Origin of the sequence: Terrabacter sp. GCM10028922 (assembly GCF_042666095.1) — a bacterium.
GTDB lineage: Bacteria > Actinomycetota > Actinomycetes > Actinomycetales > Dermatophilaceae > Terrabacter.
In genome coordinates this window covers 460777-480528 of the sequence record NZ_JBHTFG010000010.1, presented here as the reverse complement: position 1 = coordinate 480528, position 19752 = coordinate 460777, and the positions used below count along the sequence as shown (strand labels likewise).

Here is a 19752-nt window from a genome sequence, read left to right as displayed (position 1 = left end):
GCCTACTTGACGGAGCCGGCGGTGAGGCCGCCCACGAGGTGCTTCTCGATGATCGCGAAGAGGATGACCACGGGCACGACGGCGATGACCGACGCCGCGAAGAGCTGGTCCCAGTGCTGCTCGTAGCCGGTGATGTAGGCCCGCATGCCCACGGTCAGCGGCTTGCGGTCGTCGTCGATCATGAGCGTCAGCGCGACGACGTACTCGTTCCACGCGGCGATGAAGGTGAAGATCGTCGCCGTCACGAGGCCCGGCAGCGTCAGCGGCAGCATGACCCGGCGCAGCACCTGCCAGCGGCCCGCGCCGTCGAGCGCCGCCGCCTCCTCGACCTCGAGCGGGATCGAGGCGAAGAAGCCGTGCAGGATCCAGATCGCGAAGGCCAGGTTGAACGCGGCGTTCGTGATGATGAGCGCGCCGTACGTGTTGATCATGTTGAGCTCGAAGAACTGTCGGTACAGGCCGACGACGAGCGAGGTGGGTGCGAACATCTGCGTCACGAGCACGAGCAGCAGGAACACGCCTCGTCCCGGGAAGCGGTGCCGGGCTGTCATGAACGCCGCGGGGACCGCGACGAGGATGACGATGGCGGTCGACCCGGCCGCGACGACGAGCGAGGTCTTGAGCCAGGCCAGGAAACGTTCGTCACCGAGCACCTGCGCGTAGGTGTCCCACTGCCAGACCTTCGGGAAGATCGTCGGCGGCGCGCTCTTGACGTCGGTGCTCGTGCGCAGCGAGTCGAGCACCATGACGAGGTACGGCGCGACGAACACGAACGCCACGAGCGCTCCGCCGATCGCCATGAGGATCCGCCTGCGCCGCTTGGGGTCCCGAGGCGCTGATGTCGAGCTGACCTGCGTCGCAGGCGTGCCCGCCGACGGCGGGGCTGAGACCGTGGTCGAGGTCATCGGCTCGTCTCCTCGCGCCAGTTGATGATCTTCAGGTAGACGGCGACGACGACGAGGATCAGCAGGACGTTGAAGATGCCCGCCGCGGCCGACATGCCGACGTCCTTCTCCTGGCTCTTGAACGCCAGCTTGTACATGAACGTGATCGTCGTGTCGTGCAGGTAGCCCGGGTTGCGGTCGTTGAGCGTGTAGACGATCGGGAAGCTGTTGAACACGTAGATGACGTTGAGCACCGTCGCGATCATCAGGGCCGGGCGCATGAGGGGCAGGGTGATGTTCCAGTAACGCTGCCACGGGCTCGCGCCGTCGACGGTCGCGGCCTCCATGACGTCGTCGGGGATGGCGCCCAGACCGGCGATGAAGACGAAGATCGTGAACGGCACCGACACGAAGACACCGACGACGACCATCGAGAACATCGTCCAGCTGTCGTTGCCGAGGAAGTCGATGGGTGTGCCGATGACGTGCAGCTTCAGCAGCACGTGGTTGATGATCCCGTAGTTGTAGTCGTAGAGCAGCACGAACAGCTGGCTGGTGATGACCAGCGACGCCGCCCACGGGATGATGACGGCCCACCGCACGAAGCGCCGCCCCGGGAACTGCTTCACGAGGAACTGCGCGAGGGCCAGGCTGATGACGATCGTGACCGCGACGACCGCGACGACCCACACGACCGTGTTGAGCAGGACCGTCCCGAGGTCTGGGTGGGCCAGGACCTTGGCGTAGTTGTCCCAGCCGGCGTCACCGCGCCGCAGCCCGGTGATCGAGTAGTCGCCGCGGGAGGCGTCGAAGAGCTTGATCGCCGGGTAGAGCACGACGCCGAGGATGAGCGCGAGGGCCGGCGCGAGCCAGACCAGGGCGACGAGGGGGTGGACCTGGCCGATGCGGCCGGCCCGCCTGCCACGGGACCGGCGGGACGGCATACGGGAGCCGGGGGTCCCCGACCCCGCGGCGATGGCGGGGTCGGGGGTCACGGTGGAGGGCTCGGTCATCGCGCCGCGAGCCTCAGCCGCCGTTTTCGGCGGTCTGCTGCAGCTTGTCGAGCACGCCCTTCGGGTCGCCGGTCATGGCGGCGCCGAGATTCTGCTGGACGGCGAGCTTGACCTTGTCCCAGGTCGGGTCGTCGGTCGGCGTCAGCTGCGCGTTGGGCAGCGTGTCGAGGTAGACCTTGAGCTTCGTCTCACCGGCGAACGCCTCGACACCGGACTTCGTGACGGGCAGGAAGCCCTCGGCCTTGATGAAGGTGTTGACCTGGTCGGGCTGGTAGTACAGCTCGTAGAAGGCCTTGACCGCCTTCTCGTTGCCCGGCTTCTTGAAGGCCATGAGGTAGTCGGTCACGCCGAAGGTCTTGCTCTCGGAGCCGTCGTTCGTCGGGAACGGCGCGACGCCGTAGTCGACCTTCTTGTCCTTGTCGAGGTCGGCCGCGAGCGGGCTGAAGCCGATGACCATGCCGGCCTTGCCGGACTTGAAGAGGTCGAACGCGTCAGCGCGGTTGCTGCGGGCAGGGTTGTTCTGGGTGAGCTTCGCGTCGGTCAGCTTCTTGAGGAAGGTCAGCGTCTCGACGTTCTTGTCGGAGTTGATCGTCCACTTCCCCCCGTCCTTCCACGTGCCGCCGTTGTTGAACAGCCACATGGAGAACTCGCCCTGCGACTCCTCGGGTCCGAGGGGGAGGGCGTAGCCGACGTTGCCACCACCGAGCGCGGTGATCTTCTTGGCGTCTGCCTCGAGCTCCGCCCAGGTCTTCGGCGGCTGGTTGATGCCGGCCTGCTTGAAGAGCGTCTTGTTGTAGAAGAAGGCGCGGGCAGAGGACAGGTCGGGGAAGCCGTAGAACTTGCCGTCGTACGTGCCGTACTTGACGAACGTGTCGAGGATGTCGCTCTTGACGCTCGCCGGCAGGACGGCATCGGAGTCGTAGAGCAGGCCGTCCTTCGCGTAGCTGGCGTACGCGTTGAGGTTGAGGATGTCGGGCGCCTGGTTGTTCTGGATCATCGTCGAGGACTGCTGGTCGATGTTGTCCCAGCTGACCACCTGCACCTCGAGGGTGTAACCGGTCTTCTCCTTGTACGTCTTGGCGAACGCGTCCCAGAACGCCTTGGTGTGGTCCTTGGAGTACTCGGCCGCGACGAGCTTGATCGTCTTGGCCTCCTCACCACCACCGGTGGAGCCTCCCGCGCCGCCCGCGTTGCCGGCTCCGGTGCCACCGCCACAGGCCCCGAGGGCGAGGCCCGCGATGGCCAGACCCGCGACGACCACAGAGTTCTTCATCGACCTCATGTCTCTCCTTGGTTCGGTGCCGGGAGTGGTTGGCGGCGTGATCACGCGCCCACCCGTCACACGGTGACGCCCAACCTAGAGCGGGATTTTGCTCACCGCAAGACCAAAGGTGACTGAAATTTGGTCCAATCAATCACAATCGCGCATCCCCCGTGCGCGGATCGCCTAGACCTGGTGCACCTCGACGCCCGCCTCGCGCAGCGCGTCGATCTCCGCCCGGTCTGCGCCCACGGTAGTGACGAGGTGGTCGATGCGCTCGGCGGGACAGATCGAGGCGAAGGTGCGCATGCCGAGCTTGTCGCCCGTGGCGACGCAGATGACCTGCTTCGAGCGCTCGATCATCGTGCGGATGATGGCGGCCTCCTCCTCGTGCCGGCAGGTCGCTCCCTCGCGCGCGGAGAGCCCGTTGACACCGACGACCGCGACGTCGAGCCACAGCTGGTGCAGGACGAGCTGCGCGAGCGGGCCGGTCACCTCGTAGGACTCCGGGCGCGCGACGCCGCCGAGTGAGACGCACTGCACGTGCGGTCGCAGCACCGCCTCGGTCGCGATGTTGAGCGCGTTGGTCACGATCGTGATCTCGCCCTCGCTCGCGAGGTCCTCGCGCGCCGTGATGGCCCGCGACGTCGCGGTCGTCGTCGTGCCGCCATTGAGCCCGATGACCTGGCCCGGGCGCACGAGCGCGGCCGCCGCCTCGGCGACGCGGGCCCGGTCGTCGTCCGCGCGACTGCTCCGGTAGCGGTACGGGAGCTCGTAGGCGACCGAGGTCGCGACGACGCCACCGTGGTTGCGGGCGACGAGCTGTCGCTTGGCGAGCTCGGAGAAGTCGCGACGGATGGTGGCCTCGCTGACGCCCAGCAGCTCGGCGGCCTCCCCGACGCCGAGACGTCCGACGGTGGCGAGGCGGTCGAGCATGGTCGACCAGCGGCTGGCGCGGTTACGGGCGAGATCGATCTCTTCGGTCACGCGCCGACCATACCGCGCAGTTCGAGCAATGGACATGTGCATCTATGCGCGTTTACGCTGTCTTTCGATCAAACACAGTCACATCACTACGGCCCTGGGCCGTCACGACCGTCCGGAGCCCCACGATGCCGCAGAACCAGCACCTCGCCCAGGAGATCGCCACGCAGCCGGACGACTGGGAGCGGGTCGTCGGACGGCTCGCGACGGTCGCCGAGCACCTGCCGAGGCCGGGCGAGCGCGTCGCGACGATCGGCTGCGGCACGTCGTGGTTCATGGGCCAGGCGTATGCCGCACGCCGTGAGGAGCTCGGGCAGGGCGTCACCGACGCGTACGCCGCCTCGGAGCACCGCCTGAGCCGTGGCTACGACCGGGTCGTCGTGATCACGCGTTCGGGCACGACGACCGAGGTCATCGAGGTCGTCGAGTCGTTGCGGGCCTCCGGGACCCCGCACGTGTCGATCGTCGCGACCGCCCGCACGCCGGTGGTCGAGCGGTCCGCCGCGACGATCCTGCTCGACGACGTCGACGAGCGGAGCGTCGTGCAGACGCGGTTCGCCACGACGACCCTCGCACTGCTGCGCGCCTCCCTCGGCGAGGACCTCGCGCCGGTCGCCGCGCAGGCCCGCGCCGTCCTCGCCGAGGAGACGTCGACGGCATACGGCCGGCTCGCGGTGGCCGAGCAGGTCACCTTCCTCGGACGGGGCTGGCCGGGCGGCATCGCCAACGAGGCCGCGCTCAAGCTGCGCGAGTCGGCGCAGTTCTGGTCCGAGGCCTACCCGGCCATGGAGTACCGCCACGGCCCGATCAGCATCGCTGCCCCCGGCCGTGCGGTGTGGGCGTTCGGCGACGTGCCCGAGGGCCTCGCGGACCAGGTCCGGGCGGCCGGCGCGCACTTCGAGCACCGCGACATCGACCCGCTCGCCGAGCTCGTGCGCCTGCACCGCCTGTGCCTCGCGAAGGCCGACGCGGCCGGGCTCGACGCCGACGCCCCGCGCAACCTCACCCGGAGCATCGTGCTCACCTGAGGGGGCCCTGGACCCGATGCAAACTGCCCAATCGACCATTACAAACAGTCGAGTGGGCACTTTCACCCACCCCCACCCGGTGGAAAGTGCCCACTCGACCATCACAAACAGTCGAGTGGGCACTTTGCACCCACCCCAAGAGTCGAGTGGGCACTTTGCACCCGCCCCCACCCAGTGGAAAGTGCCCACTCGACCATCACAAACAGTCGAGTGGGCACTTCGCACCCACCCCCACCCGGTGGAAAGTGCCCACTCGACGGGGTGGTGGGGTCAGCGGAGGGCGAGCAGCTGCAGCAGGCGAGCGGCCTCGTCGGTGACCGCGTCGCGCGCGGCGCCGAGGTAGACCCTCGTGTCGACGGTCGGCGACTGCTCGAGACGGTCGGTCATCGCGCGCGTGAAGACCCGGTTGAGGTGCGTCGCGATGTTGACCTTCGTCATCCCGGCCCGCACTGCCGCGACGAGGCCGGCGTCGGGTACGCCCGAGGAACCGTGCAGCACGAGCGGCACCGGCACCGAGTCGCGCAGCGCCGCAATGAGATCCGTGTCGAGCTCGGCGGTCCGGTCGGCCATGGCGTGGCTGCTGCCGACGGCGACCGCGAGGGCGTCGACGCCCGTGTCGGCGACGAACCGGGCGGCATCCGCGGGGTCCGTGCGGGCTCCGGGGGCGTGGACGCCGTCCTTGCCGCCGATCTCTCCGAGCTCGGCCTCGATGCTCATGCCGGCGCTGTGGCACAGCTCGACGACGCGTCGGGTGGCGGCGCGGTTCTCGTCGTCGGGCAGCATCGACCCGTCGAACATGACCGACGTCAGCCCGAGCCGCACGGCCTCTTCGACGAGGTCGACGTCCTCGGCGTGGTCGAGGTGCACGACGACGGGCTGGGCGCACGCGTCGGCGATCGCGAGCGTCGCGGCCGCGAGGGGCCCGAGAGACCCGTGGTAGCGCACACAGTTCTCCGAGATCTGCATGACCACGGGGAGGCCCACGCGTTCGGCCGCAGCGGCGTACGCCTCGGCGTGCTCGATCTGGACGACGTTGAAGGCCCCGACGGCCCGCCCGGCGGCTGACGCCTCCGCGAGCAGGGGCGTCAGGGGCGAACGGCTCACGGACGGATCTCCTCGATCTCGACGGTGGGGAGCAGGCGGTCGACGTCGGCCGGGTCGACGGAGCCGGCGACCGGCTGGAGGACGGCGGCGCCGGACCACGCGATGCCGCGGCGCAGCGCGGCCGCCCAGGCGTCGCGGCCCTGCGGCAGGCCCCCCTCGAGGTCGGCCGCCAGCGCGGCGGTGAGAGCGTCACCGGCGCCCGTCGGGTTGCCCGACAGCGGACGGCGGAGGTGGGCGCGCAGGGCGACGTCCTCGTGGACGAGGACGAGACCGTTCGTGCCGTCGCTGACGACGGCTGCCCTCGCGCCCGCGACGACGAGGGCGCGGGCCGCGCCGGGGACGCTAGGCACCTCGCCCCTCCCGAGACCGGTCAACGTGACGGCCGCTTCGACCCGGTTGGGTTTCACGAGGTCCGGGCCGGCACCGAGCGCACGGGTCAGGGGGATGCCGCTGACGTCGAGGACGACCCGCAGGCCGGCCTCGCGAGCCATGAGGGTGAGGCGGCGGATGAGGTCGTGGTCGGTGCCGGGCGGGAGGCTCCCCGACACCGTGAGCACGCTCGCCTCGGGCGCGAGTCGCACGAGCTCGTCCGCGAGGCGGTCCCAGACCCGCTGCGACTGGCCGATACCGGGCTCGTTGAGCAAGGTGGCACGCCCGTCGGCCTCGACCACGGCCACCGAACGCCGGGTCGGGCAGGGTGAGCTGACGAGTCGGTGCGGGACCCGGCGAGCGTCGAGGTCGGACGCGAAGAGGCCGGCGTCGAGCTCGAACACGGGTGCGACGGCCACCGCCCGGTGGCCCATGGCCGTGAGCACCGCCGCGACGTTGAGGCCCTTGCCGCCGGCGCGCTCGCTGACCGAGCCGACGCGGTGGGACTCGCCGAGCGCGACGGACGTCACGGCATACGTGATGTCGAACGCCGGGTTCGGCGTCAGCGTGATGATCATCGACCGACGAGGTCGAGCGCGATGGTCGCGGCCCCGAGCGAGCCGGCGCGGTCGCCGAGGGCTGCTGCCTCGACGGCGACGTCGTCCCGGCCGCCCAGGCGGACGGTCAGCGCGTCGCGGAGCGGGTCGAGGAGGGTGTCGCCGGCGTGGACGAGGCCGCCACCGATGAGGACGAGCTCGGTGCCGGCGGCCGCGACGACCGGGGCGACCATGATCGCGAGGGCGTCGATCGCCTCCTGCCAGATGCGACGGGCCTCGGGCTCGCCGGCGTCGGCGCGACGGGCCACCTCCTCGGCGTCGCCGACGAGGCCGGTGGCCTCGGACCAGCGGCGTCCGATCGCTCCGGCGCTCGACAGCGCCTCGAGGCAGCCGCGCTGACCGCACGCACACTGGGGGCCGTCGGGCACGACGACGATGTGTCCGATCTCGCCGGTCCAGAGCGAGCCGGTGACGAGCTGACCGCGACAGAGGATCGCGCTCGCCAGGCCGGTGCCGAGCGGGACGAAGAGCACGTTGTCGGCCTCTCGGGCCGCGCCGAGCCGGTGCTCGGCGAGCAGCCCCGAGCGGACGTCGTGTCCGACGGCGACCGGGACGTCGACGTGGGCGGCGACACCCCCGCGCAGGTCGAGATCGCGCCAGCCGAGGTTGGCCGACCAGACGCCGATGCCCGTCACCTCGTCGACGAGCCCGGGCACGGCGACGCCGACCGCGAGCAGGTCGAGCTGACCACCCGCATCGCCGGCGCGGGCCGTCAGCTCGACCACGGACTTGGCGGCGACCTCGCCGAGCTGGTGGCCGACGTCCTCGGGCGTCGGCCACACCGCCTCTGCGAGGACCTGCCCGTCGGGCGTCACGAGGACCGACTTGACCCGGGTGCCACCGACGTCGATCCCGACCACTGCTTCGCGCATCACGCCGCGCAGTCTATGCGCATTAGTGCGCGGTTTTTTACCTGAACAATCACACTTGGACACGCAGAGAGGCGGCGGGGCACAACGTCAGCCTCCCACCGACGGCGCCTGGCCGCTCGGGAAACGCGCGCCCGGCGGCGATGCCGTCCCCGGCTCACGCACGCCGCCGACCGACACGTGCAAACGGGTTGCGGCGGAGCGTGATCGGGACGACGCTGCGCGCATGGCACTGGAGATCCACAACATCACGTTCGACTGCGCCGACTCGCGAGACCTCGCCACGTTCTGGGCTGGCCTGCTCGGCTGGAACGTCTACTACGACGACGACCCCGAGGTCGTCGTCGCACCCTGCTTCCCGCACCCCGGCACGGGTCTGCTCTTCGTCCCGGTGCCGGAGGGCAAGACGGCGAAGAACCGCGTCCACCTCGACGTCGCCCCCGACGAGGGCACCCGCGACGAGGCCGTCGAGCGGGCCCTCGCCGCGGGTGCCACGGTCATCGGTGACCACCGCAAGGAGGACGGCACCGGTTGGGTGACGCTGGCCGACCCGGAGGGCAACGAGTTCTGCATCGAGCGCGGCGCGGCCGAGAAGGGTCCGCGGGCGTCCGCGTCCTACCGCATCGGCTGACCGCCGGCGCGCCGGCTGACCGCTTCGCGGTTGGCCCTCAGTCGCCACCCTGCGCGAGCGCTACGGTCTTGGGCACGACGAGCCGCCAGGCGTCGATGACGATCTCACGCATCCGGACCTCGTCGAGCGCCGCGAGCCTCACCTCGACCCAGTTGAACCGCAGGTCGGAGCGACGCGGCATGAGGAAGACGTCGGGCTCGCTCGCGACGAGCACGTCGCGCTCCTCCTTGGGGAACGCGAAGCCCATCTGCGTCTCGTCGGCGGAGAAGGCGAGCCACACGATCTTGCCGACGCGGAACTTCACGCGATCGCGGACCAGCACCTCGTACGAGCGAGGCAGCTGCTCGGCCACACGGCGCACGTCGTCGATGGTCACGGGCACCCCTCCACCCTGCCACACGGCCGGGCAGCACGCCGTTCCGATGCGTCCGGCACGAGGGACCTGCTCCGCTGGCGGCGACACCTCTTCCGTCGAGGCACGCGGCGGCATACCCTGCGTCCTGTTGCGACCTCGACGGCACCGGGCCGGGCGGGCTGACACGTCGACCTCTTCCAAGGAGCCGACGTATGCCGTTCTCGCCGTCCCAGCACACCGTCCCCGAGCGCCTGCTCGCCTTCCTCGACCGACTCGGATCCGAGCTCGACCGCCGCGGTGACGCGGTGGCGCTCCTCGGCCTCGGATCGGTCGGGCGCGACCTGCACCGACTCGACGAGCACTCCGACGCCGACTTCTTCGTCGTCGTCGACGACGCGGCAGCGTGCGACCGCTACCTCGCCGACCTCGACTGGCTCGAGGCCGCGCACCCCGTCCTGTGGTCGTTCCCGAACAGCCCGGCTGGGCGCAAGGCGCTCCTGGCCGACGGGCTCTTCGCGGAGTATGCGGTCTTCCCCCTCGCGGACATGTCGACCGCCGGCTACCCGCCGGGCCGCATCCACTGGAGCCGCGCCGACGCACCGGCCGGGCTCGAGACACCGAAGGTGCCTGTGCCGCACGCGCCGCCGCTGGAGCATGAGGTGGGCGAGGCGGTCACGAACCTCTACGTCGGACTGCACCGCGACCTCCGAGGCGAGCGCCTGACCGCGACGCGGTTCATCCAGGGGTATGCGGTCGACCGCTGGGTCACGGTGCTCGGCCACCTCGGACTGGGGGACGGTGACGCGCAGGACGCCTTCGTCGTGGACCGCGGGGTCGAGCGGCGGTTCGGCGCCGACGTCCTGCCGCTCGCCGACCTCGTGCCGGGCTACGAGCGCAATGCGCTGGCGGCCGCGACCCTCCTCGACCTGCTGGAGGCGCACGTCGAGCTCGACCCGACGATCGTCGGCGCCGTGCGCGACCTCATCCGCCGTGCACGGGCGGCCGCTCAGTCGCGCGCGAGGTCGAGCGCGTAGACGAGCAGGTTCGTGTCGCCGACGGGCGACCAGTCTCGCTCCGGCACCCGGACGAAGCCGAAACGCTCGTAGAGCCGGTGCGCGGCGTGCATCATCGGCTGCGTCGACAGGACGACGCGCTGGCGGCCGAGCGTGCGGGCCCGGTCGAGGCACGCGGTCACGAGGGCCGTACCGACGCCGCGCCCGCGGCCACTCGGCGCGACGGCGAGGGTGCGGAACTCCGCCTCGTCCTGCTCGGCGATGTTGGCGAACGGGCCCGGTCCGCCGACGAACGCGACGCCACCGAGGACCGAGCCGGTCTCGTCCACCGCGACGAGGACCTCGGCATGATCGGCCCGGTGGTGCACGTCGCGCAGCACGTCGAGATACGGGTCCTCGGCGCCGAGGTCGAGCAGGTCGTCGTCGAGATAGGCGGTGGCGGTCAGCTCACCGAGCACGTCGTAGTCCTCGGGCCGGGCCGCCCGGATCGTGAAGCCCTCCATGTCGGCAGTCTCGCAGCCTTGCCGCGAGCGTCACGCGGCGAGGCGCCAGGCGAGGACGCCGAAGAGGACGCCGAGGGAGTTCGTCGCCCAGTGCATGCCGACGCTCGCGAAGAGGCTGCCGCTGCGCCGGCGCAGCTCACCAGCGAGGACACCTCCGAGCGCGGTGAAGAGGACGGTGCCGCCGACCACGGCGACCTTGGCGAAGGGCCCGAGCCCGGCGACCGCGCTGCCGATCGCCTCGTTGCCGGTCGCCGAGGCCATGGCCGGGAAGACGTGCCAGAGCCCGAAGAGCACCGATGATCCCACCACGACCTGCCACATCCGGGCGTGCCGAGACAGGAAGCCCCACAGCACCGAGCGGAAGGCAACCTCCTCCAGCAGGATCGTGCCGACCGGGATCATGACGAATGCGGTGAACAGGGCGCCGGCCGGGGGCAGGTGGTAACGAACGTCGAGGAAGGCGGTGCGGGTCGTGGGCAGCAGGATGCCGACGAGGTAGACGAGCCCGACCACGGCGACAACGCCGAGACCCCAGCGGATGCCGCGCGCGTGCGTGCGCCGCGCGAGCCCGAGCTGGTGCCACGACAGGCCCTGCCAGCGGGCGAAACCGAGCAGCGCGACCGCGCCGACGGGCCCGAGCCACATCGTGTCCCAGCCGAGGACGTGGTTGGCGAGGTTGACCGCCGCGAGCGCGAAGACGACCACGACGGTGGCGGCCAGGCGCGCCCGGCGACCACGCGCGATGAGCGCGAGGCGGTGCCGGCGTACGACCTCGTGGGACTGCACGACACCGCCGTCGGGTGGGCCCCCGATGGCGGACGGTGTGGTCACGAGTGCAGTCATCTTCTCCATGGTGGCACGCAAACCTGTGCCGGACGCGTGTTCAGCCGAGCAGAGGACCTCGTGCGCCACCACCGTCACAGGGGTCCCCCTGGGCGCACAGGTCGCGCGCCGTCAGCGCCGCCGCTCGACCATGCCGCGCACGTACTCCGCCTGCCCGAGGTGCTTGGCCGCGTCCTCCAGCACGGACATGATCCGCACGCCGGCCGTCACGGGAGGGTTCCAGCGGCGGTCGATGACCCGGCCGTATGCCGCCGCGTCGAGGCCCTCGACATACGCGACGGTGCGCTCGTGGACGGCTCCCTGGTAGCCGGCGAAGAGCTCGGGGTCGGCGACGGTGAACCGGCCGACGTCCTTCGAGCTCATGCTCCAGCCGTGGGTGTCGGGCGGGTACGGCAGTCCGAACCGGTCGACCCAGCCGTCGCCGACCCACACCGAGCTGTCGGCCTTCGTCAGTTGCGAGACCTGGTCGTCCTGCTGCCGCGCGAGGTGCCAGACGAGCCACGCGATGTGGTTCGCGTCGGCGTCCGGGCGCCACAGCAGCTCGTCGACGGAGAGACCGTCGACGACCTCGGGCACACCGTCACGGATGCGGCCGAAGCCGTCGAGCAGCAGGTCACGAGCGGTGTCTGTCGTCACGTCGTCCACCTACCCAGCATGCACCCGCAGCCGGTGCGGAGGCAGCCGCCGCCAACGACCGCCCGCCCGGCAGAAGGCTGCCGGGCGGGCGACTCGCGTGCGAGTGCCGTCAGAGCGTCACCGAGGTCGTGCCGGCCGGCACGCTGGCGGCCAAGGGCTTGCCACCTCCACGTGGATGGACGAGGACCTTCGTCGGCCTGTCCGCCTTGATGGTGAACGTCGCGCCCGAGCTCGTGAGCACGAAGTCGCGCACGACGACCCGTCCGCCCGTCGAGTTGAAGGCGAGGAGGCCGTCCTCGTGGACGACCGTCGCGGTCGGGCCCGCCGTCACGTCGTAGCGGTGGCCGTGGAGCGGCACCCCGTCGACCTCGTTCGTGCCCGGCAGGCCGAGGGTGCCGAACCGGAAGCCGGCCGGGTTGCCCCACGGCTCGTCGGCGATGAGCTCGTGCGTTCCCATGAGCGGCATGAGGTTGCTCCACGAGTAGGTGCGCCAGGTCGTGTCGGTCGCCGCGCTGTTGATCACCTGGCCGGGCTCCGGGTCGAAGTACTCGGGGAACCAGCCGAGCTCCTCCCAGGTGGTGAGCCACAGCTTCGTGCTCTTCGTCGCGAGGTCGGCTGCCGGCTTGTCGAAGCCGTACCGCTTGAGGCCGTCGTAGACGGTGGCGTTCATCGGCGGCCAGACAGCGCCCTTCCACTCCTCGCAGGCGTCCTCCTCCAGATGCTTCTGGAAGTACTCGTAGCCCGTGACGCCCGGGTGATGGTCACCGGCACTGCAGAACGCCGGGTCGTTGCGCGCCACGCTCGGCACCGCGTACTCGCCCCAGAACTCGTCGGGGTCGAGCAGGTGGTCCTCGACGAGGACCTTCGCGCGGTCGGGCGTGGCCAGCCCACCGAAGAGCGGGTAGAACACGGTGGGTGTGTTCGTCGGCTCCCACGACCCGTCGAGGTAGCGGTTGAGGTAGAGGCCACGGTCGGCGTTCCACAGATGGGCGTTCATCCGGGTCTTGAGCTGCTCCTTGAGCGCCGCGTACCTCGCCGCGTCGTCCGGCTTGTCGAGCGCTGTCGCCATCTGCGAGAGGTTCTCGGCGAAGAGGCCGTAGTAGGAGTTGAGCGCGACGTCGGTGAGGTTCGTGTTGTCGCGGTGGTCGGTGCCCTCGGTCACGACCTGCTGGAAGTTCGCGTACTGGGGGCTGTCGTCGAGGCCGAGGTGGTTGCCGCGACCGCCGAGGCGCGGACCGGCCCACGGGCTCTCGAGCAGTCCGTCCTTGTCGGTGTCGAACTCCGGCATCCGCGCGATGTAGCTCGTGAGGTACGGGTAGACGAGCTCGAGGATGCTCTTGTCGCCGGTTCGGGTGTACGTGCGCCAGGCCAGGTAGGCGTGCATCGGGCCGGCGTTGAGCTGGTCGTAGCGCGGACCGCCGTTCTGGTCGTAGAAGTCACGGACGTGGTCCAGGGCGAGCGCCGGGTCGAGGCTTCCCGCGGTGATGCCGTCCCAGCCGGAGTCCCAGCCCTTGAAGATGTCGTCGCCGCCGCCACCGAGTCCCCACATGACGAAGGACCGGTCGTACTTCTCGTCGTAGTTGGCGTTGAGGGCCATCGCGTCGCGCATGAAGGTCGCCGCTCGGCCGACCTCACCGCTGCCGTGGACGCTCCCGTCGTCCACGTGGGCGCGAGCGTCGGCGATGAACGCGAGCGTCTCCTCCTTGGTCCGGGTCGCCTGTGGCACGGGGGAGTCGCCCAGGTGCGCGGTGAACGTGACGGTCTCGCCCCTGGACAGCTCGTATCTGAGCGCGGCCGCGCCCTGGCCCGCGGCCGCGGGCTTCCCGACCATGCCGGCGACCATGTCCTTCACGGTCGCCCACGACGCCGACGCATCGGACGGGGCGTCGGTGTCGACGCGGAAGTAGCCGGTGCGGCTCGCGTCGCGAATGCCCGCGGAGCTGCCGGTGAGCGACGACGGCCCGTCGACGGCATACGTGCTGGGCTCGAGCCACGGGGCGCTCGCGTCGAGCCAGACGGATGTGTCGTCGTCGAGCGCGGTGACCGAGCCTACGAGCTCGGTGTCGTCGACGCGGGCGTACCTGACGACGACGTTGCGCTTGCCCGCCTGCATCGCGTCGTACTTCGCCTGGAGACCGGGCAGCTGCGCCTGGGCGTTGGCGACGTCGGTCGCCGACCAGCTCTCTGGGTGGTCGATGGTGGCCCGGAGGCCGCCGAGCCGCTCCTTCGTGATGACGCGGTCGTCGGTCGAGAGCTCGATCTCGTAGTACGACCCGTCGGTCGCGATCGGGCCGAGCCTCCAGATGCTCGGCACCATGTTCTCGTTGATCACCTTGCCGTCCTTCGTCAGCAGGTCGACCGAGACCGAGAAGCGGGTCTCGCCCTCGCCGACGAAGAGCGCGCCGTTGAACTCCTGCTCCTTGAAGCCTGGCATGGCGAACGGCCGGCTGAGGGGCGCCGGCTCTGGATGGTCCGAGGTCGTGGACGTGGTTGTGGTCCTGGTTGCGGTCGCGGTTGCAGGCGCTGTGGCCGGTCCGCGGGGCGTCATGGGGGAGGCGCTGGCGGCACCCGGGGCCGCTGCTCCGACGGTGACCACCACGAGGGTGGCCACGGCTCCGGCGGTGACGCTGCGTGCCCTGAGGGCTCGCGATGGTCGAGACATCGTCGTCCGTCCTTCGATGGATGTGAGCGTTAACATCCGGGTGTTGCTGCACGGTAAGAGGCTTTTGTCCGCATTCGCAACCCCAATCTCACAGCCGGCGTCCAGAAACCGGGCCGAACGCGGTGCCGCGCAGCTCCGCGCAGATATCTCGCCCCGCCGTGTCACAAACCGAGCCCGCCGTTCGACGTGTGGGTGAAGGGACGCCACGAAAAAGTCCCTTGACCTCACGTCCACTTGAGCCCAGAGGATGGCCAGCATGACGACGACAGACGCCACCATCAGCACCGACGCACTGCGCCGAGCCGTGAGCGGCACGGTCCACGAGCCCGGCCACCCCGGCTTCGACGCCGCACACGCAATCTTCTACCGCCACCTCGACGCAGCACCCCGCGTCGCTGTCACCGCTGCAACGGCCGAGGACGTCTCGGCCGCGGTGACCTTCGCCGTCGAGCACGGCCTCGAGATCGCCGTGCGCAGCGGGGGCCACAGCGGCGCCGGCCACGGCACCGTCGAGGGCGGCCTCGTCATCGACCTCAGCGGCCTCGACACCATCGAGGTCGACGCCGAGGCGCGCACCGTCACGGCCGGCACCGGCGCGACCGCCGGCGAGGTCACCGCCGCCGTCGGCGAGCACGGCCTCGCCATCGGCTTCGGCGACACGGGCACCGTCGGCATCGGCGGCATCACGACCGGCGGTGGCGTCGGCTTCCTGAGCCGCGCCCAGGGCCTCACGATCGACAACGTCCTGTCCGCTCAGGTCGTCACGGCCGACGGCACCATCCACGAGGTCGACGCCGAGCACGAGCCCGACCTCTTCTGGGCGGTCCGTGGCGGCGGCGGAAACGCCGGCGTCGTGACCCGCTTCACCTACCGCCTCCACGAGGTGCCGCAGATCGTCGGCGGCCTGCTGGTGCTACCGGCCACGGCCGAGACCGTGGCCGAGCTCGTGCGGGTCACGCAGGAGGCACCCGAGCAGCTCGGCGCGATCGTCAACGTCATGCCCGCGCCGCCGATGCCGTTCGTCCCGGCGGAGGTTCACGGGCAGCTCGTCATCTTCGCCCTCGTGTCGTACGCCGGGTCGCCCGAGGAGGCCGAGCCCGTGCTGTCGCGCCTGCGCGCGGTCGCGGCGCCCATCGCCGACCTGCTCAACCCGATGCCGTATGCCGGCCTGTTCGCTGCCGACGAGGGCGCCGACTACCACCCGGTGGCCACGTCGACGACGGGCTTCGCGCAGGAGTTCGGCGTGGCCGACGCGGCCCGCGTCATCGACGAGCTCGGGGCGCAGCTCGGCGCCCCGGGCGTGCAGATGGCTGTCGTCCAGCTGCGCCCGCTCGGCGGGGCCATTGCCCGCGTCGCGTCGGGCGCCACGGCGTACGCCCACCGCGAGTGGCCGCTGATGTACAACGTCGCCGCGATCGTCGACGGGGTCGAGCACCTGGCGGCCCAGGATGGGTGGATCGAGGCCCTCGGGGCCGCGATCGCGAAGGGCACGCCGGGCGCGTATGTCGGCTTCTCGCTCCCCGACGACGCCGACGCCGTCCGGAGGATCTACCCCGGCCCGACCTTCGACCGGCTCGCGGAGGTCAAGCGCACCCACGACCCCGGCAACGTCTTCCGCCGCAACCACAACGTCCCGCCGGCCGGCTGACCGGCAGACCTCCGCGGCCCGGTCACGAGTGGTCGTCCGGGAGGGAGAGGAGGACGAACGCCTCGACGGGCTCGTCCTTGCCCTTGAGGTCGAGGGGACCGAGTGGCGCTGTGGTCGCGCCGGGGAGCATCGCCAACGTGTCGGCGGTGACCGCGACGCGGCCGACGGGCGCCTGCCCCTCGATCCGGGACGCGACGTTGACGGCGTCGCCGATGACGGTGTGGGTGCGGCCACCCTCGCTGCCGAGCACGCTGACGAGCACCTCGCCGCTGTTGATCCCGACTCGGAACCGGGGCCAGCCGGGGTGCTCGTCGGCGATGCGCGCCGTCTCGGTCTGGAGGTCCAGACCCGCCTCGGCGGCCCGGCGCGCATGGTCGGGCTGGTCGCCGAGCCGGTTGAACGTCGCCATGATCGCGTCGCCGATGAGGCGGTCGATGGTGCCACCATGGCGTTTGACGACGGCCGGGATCGCGACGGTGAAGTACGCGTTGAGCATCGCGGTCACCTCCGTCGGGTCGTGCCCCTCGGAAAAGGTCGTGAAGCCCTTGAGGTCGGCGAACAGGATGGTCATCTCACGTCGCCCGGCGAGGGTGTCCGCCGTGTAGAGGGCCGCGTAGCGCTCCTCGTGCCAGGACTGCTGGGCGCCCCACGCGACGAGGACGAACGCCGCGAGCATGAGCAGGTGCCACTCCCACCACGAGTAGTGCCAGTTCGGCGCGAGGACGATGGCGACCATCGCCTCGGCGAGCAGGACCATCGCCGAAGCCATCGCCGCGGGGAGGAGGCCACCCCGTCGCCACCACAGTCGGGCGTACGTCCCGGCCGTCACCGCGTAGAGCACGACGGCGAGCACGGCCGCCACGGCCATGGGGCCCGACCCGCGTTCGAGGCCGGGCCCGACGTCCAACGGCGGCAGGCGCAGGAGCGAGACCACAGCCCACGCGACCATGAGGAGGATGAGGGCGACGCGCGCCCACCGCGCCCGGCGCATCTCTGCGGCCGCCCTGCCGGCGTCGACCTCGCGCACCGACGCGACCGCGAAGAGCGAGCCGATCGCGATGCCGACCGGGGTGGAGACGTTGAAGCCGGCCGACGCGGTCTCGAGGAGCATGCGCGGCGTCGCCAGCGCGTGCAGGCCGAGGAAGCCTGCGGCGGAGAGGAAGGCCAGCGAGACGTACATGACGCGCACGTCGCCGCGCCGCACCGCGGCTGCCCCGGTGCCGTATGCCGTGAGCGCGCTGAGCAGGGCCGCGCCGAGGACGATCCAGAAGTGCGTCGACTCGTGCTGCCACTGCCGGTCGAGCTGCCCCGAGAGCCGGAGCAGGACCAGACCGAGCAGGGGCAGTGCCAGCGCCGCGGCACCGACGGCGACGCGCCGCCGGGCTCCCGCGCGTGCCTGGCCCGTGCCTGTGGGGGCGGGCGCTCGAGGTCCGACGGCGGCATGCTCAGCCACGGTCAGCCTGGGCTTCCGTCTCTGCGTGGCGGGACTTGGCCTGGGCGAGCGCGAGGAACTGGTGGACCTCGGACACGACGACGGACCCCTCACCGACCGCTGACGCGACCCGCTTGACGGATCCCGCCCGCACGTCGCCCGCCGCGAAGAGACCCGGCAGCGACGTCTCGTGGGCGCACGGCGGACGCTCGAGGGACCAGGCACCTGCCTCCCGCACGTCGGCTCCGGTGAGCAGGAACCCCCACCTGTCGCGGACGACGGCCTCGGGCAGCCACGACGTGTGCGGCTGCGCGCCGATCATGACGAAGAGGCCGTCGGCCGCGATCGAGCGCCGCTCGCCGGTGGCGCGGTCGGCGACGACGATCTCCGAGAGCCAGCCCTCACCGCTCCCGTCGACGACGTCCGCGTTCGGGACGACCGTGATCGTCGGCGAGGCCTCGATCTCGTCGATGAGGTAGCGCGACATCGTCGAGGAGAGGTCGGGCGTCCGGATGACGATGGTCACGTCCGCGGCATACCTCTGCAGGTGCAGGGCGGCCTGCCCGGCCGAGTTGCCGCCACCGACGATGACGGTGTGCGCGCCCATGAGCCCGTGCGCCTCGGACACGTTGGCCCCGTAGTACACGCCAGAACCGGTCAGCTCCTCCAGCGCGGGCACGCCGAGTCGGCGGTAGGCGACGCCGGTCGCGAGGAGCACCGACCGCGCCTGCACCTCGCCGACGTCGGAGACCGTGGCCCGGAAGCACGGGACGCCGGCCTCGTCCGTGAGCGGGTCGATGGCGGTGATCCGCCGGGTCAGGACGAACCTCGCACCGAAGACCCAGGCCTGCTGGAATCCACGCTGTGCGAGCTCGGCCCCGGAGAGGCCGCGCGAGAAGCCGAGGTAGTTGCGGATGAGCGAGCTCGTACCGGCCTGGCCGCCGAGCGCCTGCTCCTCGACGCACAGCACCGAGAGGCCCTCGGACGAGCCATAGACCGCGGCAGCGAGCCCGGCCGGCCCGGCGCCGACGATCAGCAGGTCGACGTCGCGCACCTCATCGCCGCCACCCGGCGCGCCGAGGTCGGTGGCGATGCCCCACGCCTGGCAGATCTCGACGTCGCTCGGGTCGATCAGCACCCGACCGCCGAGCGCCGCGAGCCAGATGACGAGGGGGCCCTCCGCGTCGGCCGGACGCGGAGCCTCGATCGACTCGAGCACGGCAGTCGCCTCCGGGGTGCCGCGGTCGAGGTAGGCGTGCGGGATACCGTTGCGGCTCAGAAGGCTTCGCACCGTGTGGCCACGGGGGTCGCGAGCCGCACCGACCACGACGACCTCGCGGCGGCGGTTCTCGACGGTCCTCGACCACATCTGCACGAACTCCGAGACGGTGCGGCAGAAGAGCTCGTCCGGTGAGGTCCACGGCTCGAGGACGTAGTAGTTGATGTCGCCGAGCGACATGCCGCGCAGGATCGCGTCTGCGGTCCGCCGGTCCGCCCACGCGCCCCACGGCACGAGGAGGGCGCGGCCGGCATCCGGGTGCAGCGTTCGCACCGCGCGGAGCAGGTCGGCACCCCCTATGCCAGGCAGCCATGGGTCCGCGAGGACGAGGGCGACCGGATCGCCGCGCTCCGCGGCGAGCTCGAGCTGCTGCAGTGCGGCCGCGCTGTCGGACTCGCTGCGCACGCGGAAGTCCGCACCGAAGCGGCGCGCGAGCTCTCCCTCGGTGCGCGCCAGGCCGTCGAGGTCAGGATCGACGACGAGCAGGAGAGGACGGGTCATGCGTCACCCCTCACACGGTCGTGCAGACAGGTCGGAGTACGACCACCCCCTCCTCCGACGGTAGGCGAAACTGCGGCCTCCGGGTCCGGAACGGCCGATCCCGTCGCTGTCGGCGAGGAT

18 protein-coding genes are annotated in these 19752 nt (G+C 71.1%); 4 read left to right on the top strand and 14 right to left on the bottom strand.

The genetic code is table 11. The annotated features are described in order from the left end of the window. Positions 1 to 2: 2 nt before the first annotated feature. The 4 genes from ACFQU3_RS12915 to ACFQU3_RS12900 form a co-directional block, all read right to left on the bottom strand. Positions 3 to 905: a carbohydrate ABC transporter permease gene (locus tag ACFQU3_RS12915; RefSeq protein ID WP_385910342.1), complete on the bottom strand. Its 903-nt coding sequence runs from the start codon at positions 903 to 905 to the stop codon at positions 3 to 5. Next, on the bottom strand, positions 902 to 1897 hold the full coding sequence (locus ACFQU3_RS12910; protein ID WP_385910340.1) for a carbohydrate ABC transporter permease: 996 nt from the start codon (positions 1895 to 1897) through the stop codon (positions 902 to 904). The genes ACFQU3_RS12915 and ACFQU3_RS12910 overlap by 4 nt, the downstream gene beginning before the upstream one ends. A 13-nt stretch (positions 1898 to 1910) precedes the next feature. Beyond that, the gene (locus tag ACFQU3_RS12905) at positions 1911 to 3179 is read right to left on the bottom strand and encodes an extracellular solute-binding protein (protein ID WP_385910339.1); all 1269 of its coding nucleotides are present in this window, start codon (positions 3177 to 3179) and stop codon (positions 1911 to 1913) included. 165 nt (positions 3180 to 3344) lie between these two features. After that, positions 3345 to 4145: a DeoR/GlpR family DNA-binding transcription regulator gene (locus ACFQU3_RS12900; protein ID WP_385910337.1), complete on the bottom strand. Its 801-nt coding sequence runs from the start codon at positions 4143 to 4145 to the stop codon at positions 3345 to 3347. A gap of 125 nt (positions 4146 to 4270) precedes the next feature. Here ACFQU3_RS12900 and ACFQU3_RS12895 point away from each other — a divergent pair, with 125 nt between their 5' ends. Beyond that, on the top strand, positions 4271 to 5170 hold the full coding sequence (locus ACFQU3_RS12895) for an SIS domain-containing protein (RefSeq protein WP_385910335.1): 900 nt from the start codon (positions 4271 to 4273) through the stop codon (positions 5168 to 5170). Between the two features lie 270 nt (positions 5171 to 5440). Here the strand turns inward: ACFQU3_RS12895 and ACFQU3_RS12890 are convergent, their stop codons facing one another. From ACFQU3_RS12890 to ACFQU3_RS12880, 3 genes are read right to left on the bottom strand one after another with little or no spacing between them, the layout of a single operon-like run. Beyond that, positions 5441 to 6274, bottom strand: coding sequence for a class II fructose-bisphosphate aldolase (locus tag ACFQU3_RS12890; RefSeq protein WP_385910333.1), 834 nt, complete (start codon positions 6272 to 6274; stop codon positions 5441 to 5443). Further along, positions 6271 to 7221, bottom strand: coding sequence for a 1-phosphofructokinase family hexose kinase (locus ACFQU3_RS12885; protein WP_385910331.1), 951 nt, complete (start codon positions 7219 to 7221; stop codon positions 6271 to 6273). The genes ACFQU3_RS12890 and ACFQU3_RS12885 overlap by 4 nt, the downstream gene beginning before the upstream one ends. Further along, positions 7218 to 8132 (bottom strand): ROK family protein, encoded by a 915-nt coding sequence (locus ACFQU3_RS12880; RefSeq protein ID WP_385910499.1) that lies wholly within the window; start codon positions 8130 to 8132, stop codon positions 7218 to 7220. The genes ACFQU3_RS12885 and ACFQU3_RS12880 overlap by 4 nt, the downstream gene beginning before the upstream one ends. A gap of 223 nt (positions 8133 to 8355) precedes the next feature. Here ACFQU3_RS12880 and ACFQU3_RS12875 point away from each other — a divergent pair, with 223 nt between their 5' ends. After that, complete coding sequence (locus ACFQU3_RS12875) at positions 8356 to 8760, top strand: VOC family protein (protein ID WP_385910329.1); 405 nt, start codon at positions 8356 to 8358, stop codon at positions 8758 to 8760. A gap of 37 nt (positions 8761 to 8797) precedes the next feature. On the opposite strand, the gene ACFQU3_RS12870 is transcribed toward ACFQU3_RS12875, so the two are convergent. Then, complete coding sequence (locus ACFQU3_RS12870) at positions 8798 to 9136, bottom strand: MmcQ/YjbR family DNA-binding protein (RefSeq protein ID WP_385910327.1); 339 nt, start codon at positions 9134 to 9136, stop codon at positions 8798 to 8800. Between the two features lie 191 nt (positions 9137 to 9327). Here ACFQU3_RS12870 and ACFQU3_RS12865 point away from each other — a divergent pair, with 191 nt between their 5' ends. Then, positions 9328 to 10149 (top strand): hypothetical protein, encoded by an 822-nt coding sequence (locus ACFQU3_RS12865; protein ID WP_385910325.1) that lies wholly within the window; start codon positions 9328 to 9330, stop codon positions 10147 to 10149. On the opposite strand, the gene ACFQU3_RS12860 is transcribed toward ACFQU3_RS12865, so the two are convergent. The 4 genes from ACFQU3_RS12860 to ACFQU3_RS12845 all read right to left on the bottom strand — a co-directional run bounded on the left by ACFQU3_RS12860 (position 10122) and on the right by ACFQU3_RS12845 (position 14544). Beyond that, the gene (locus ACFQU3_RS12860; protein ID WP_385910323.1) at positions 10122 to 10631 is read right to left on the bottom strand and encodes a GNAT family N-acetyltransferase; all 510 of its coding nucleotides are present in this window, start codon (positions 10629 to 10631) and stop codon (positions 10122 to 10124) included. The genes ACFQU3_RS12865 and ACFQU3_RS12860 overlap by 28 nt on opposite strands. Before the next feature lie 30 nt (positions 10632 to 10661). Beyond that, entirely contained in the window at positions 10662 to 11474 is an 813-nt protein-coding gene (locus tag ACFQU3_RS12855; RefSeq protein ID WP_385910320.1) for a CPBP family intramembrane glutamic endopeptidase, read from the bottom strand. Positions 11475 to 11585: 111 nt separating this feature from the next. Then, the gene (locus tag ACFQU3_RS12850; RefSeq protein ID WP_385910319.1) at positions 11586 to 12110 is read right to left on the bottom strand and encodes a DinB family protein; all 525 of its coding nucleotides are present in this window, start codon (positions 12108 to 12110) and stop codon (positions 11586 to 11588) included. A gap of 109 nt (positions 12111 to 12219) precedes the next feature. After that, entirely contained in the window at positions 12220 to 14544 is a 2325-nt protein-coding gene (locus tag ACFQU3_RS12845) for a trehalase family glycosidase (protein WP_385910317.1), read from the bottom strand. A 484-nt stretch (positions 14545 to 15028) separates the two neighbouring features. Here ACFQU3_RS12845 and ACFQU3_RS12840 point away from each other — a divergent pair, with 484 nt between their 5' ends. After that, positions 15029 to 16420, top strand: a complete 1392-nt coding sequence (locus tag ACFQU3_RS12840; protein WP_385910315.1) for an FAD-binding oxidoreductase — start codon at positions 15029 to 15031, stop codon at positions 16418 to 16420. 22 nt (positions 16421 to 16442) lie between these two features. Here ACFQU3_RS12840 and ACFQU3_RS12835 read toward each other — a convergent pair whose 3' ends face one another. Next, entirely contained in the window at positions 16443 to 17873 is a 1431-nt protein-coding gene (locus ACFQU3_RS12835; RefSeq protein WP_385910313.1) for an adenylate/guanylate cyclase domain-containing protein, read from the bottom strand. After that, entirely contained in the window at positions 17866 to 19632 is a 1767-nt protein-coding gene (locus ACFQU3_RS12830) for an FAD-dependent oxidoreductase (RefSeq protein ID WP_385910311.1), read from the bottom strand. The genes ACFQU3_RS12835 and ACFQU3_RS12830 overlap by 8 nt, the downstream gene beginning before the upstream one ends. Between the last annotated feature and the right edge of the window lie 120 nt (positions 19633 to 19752).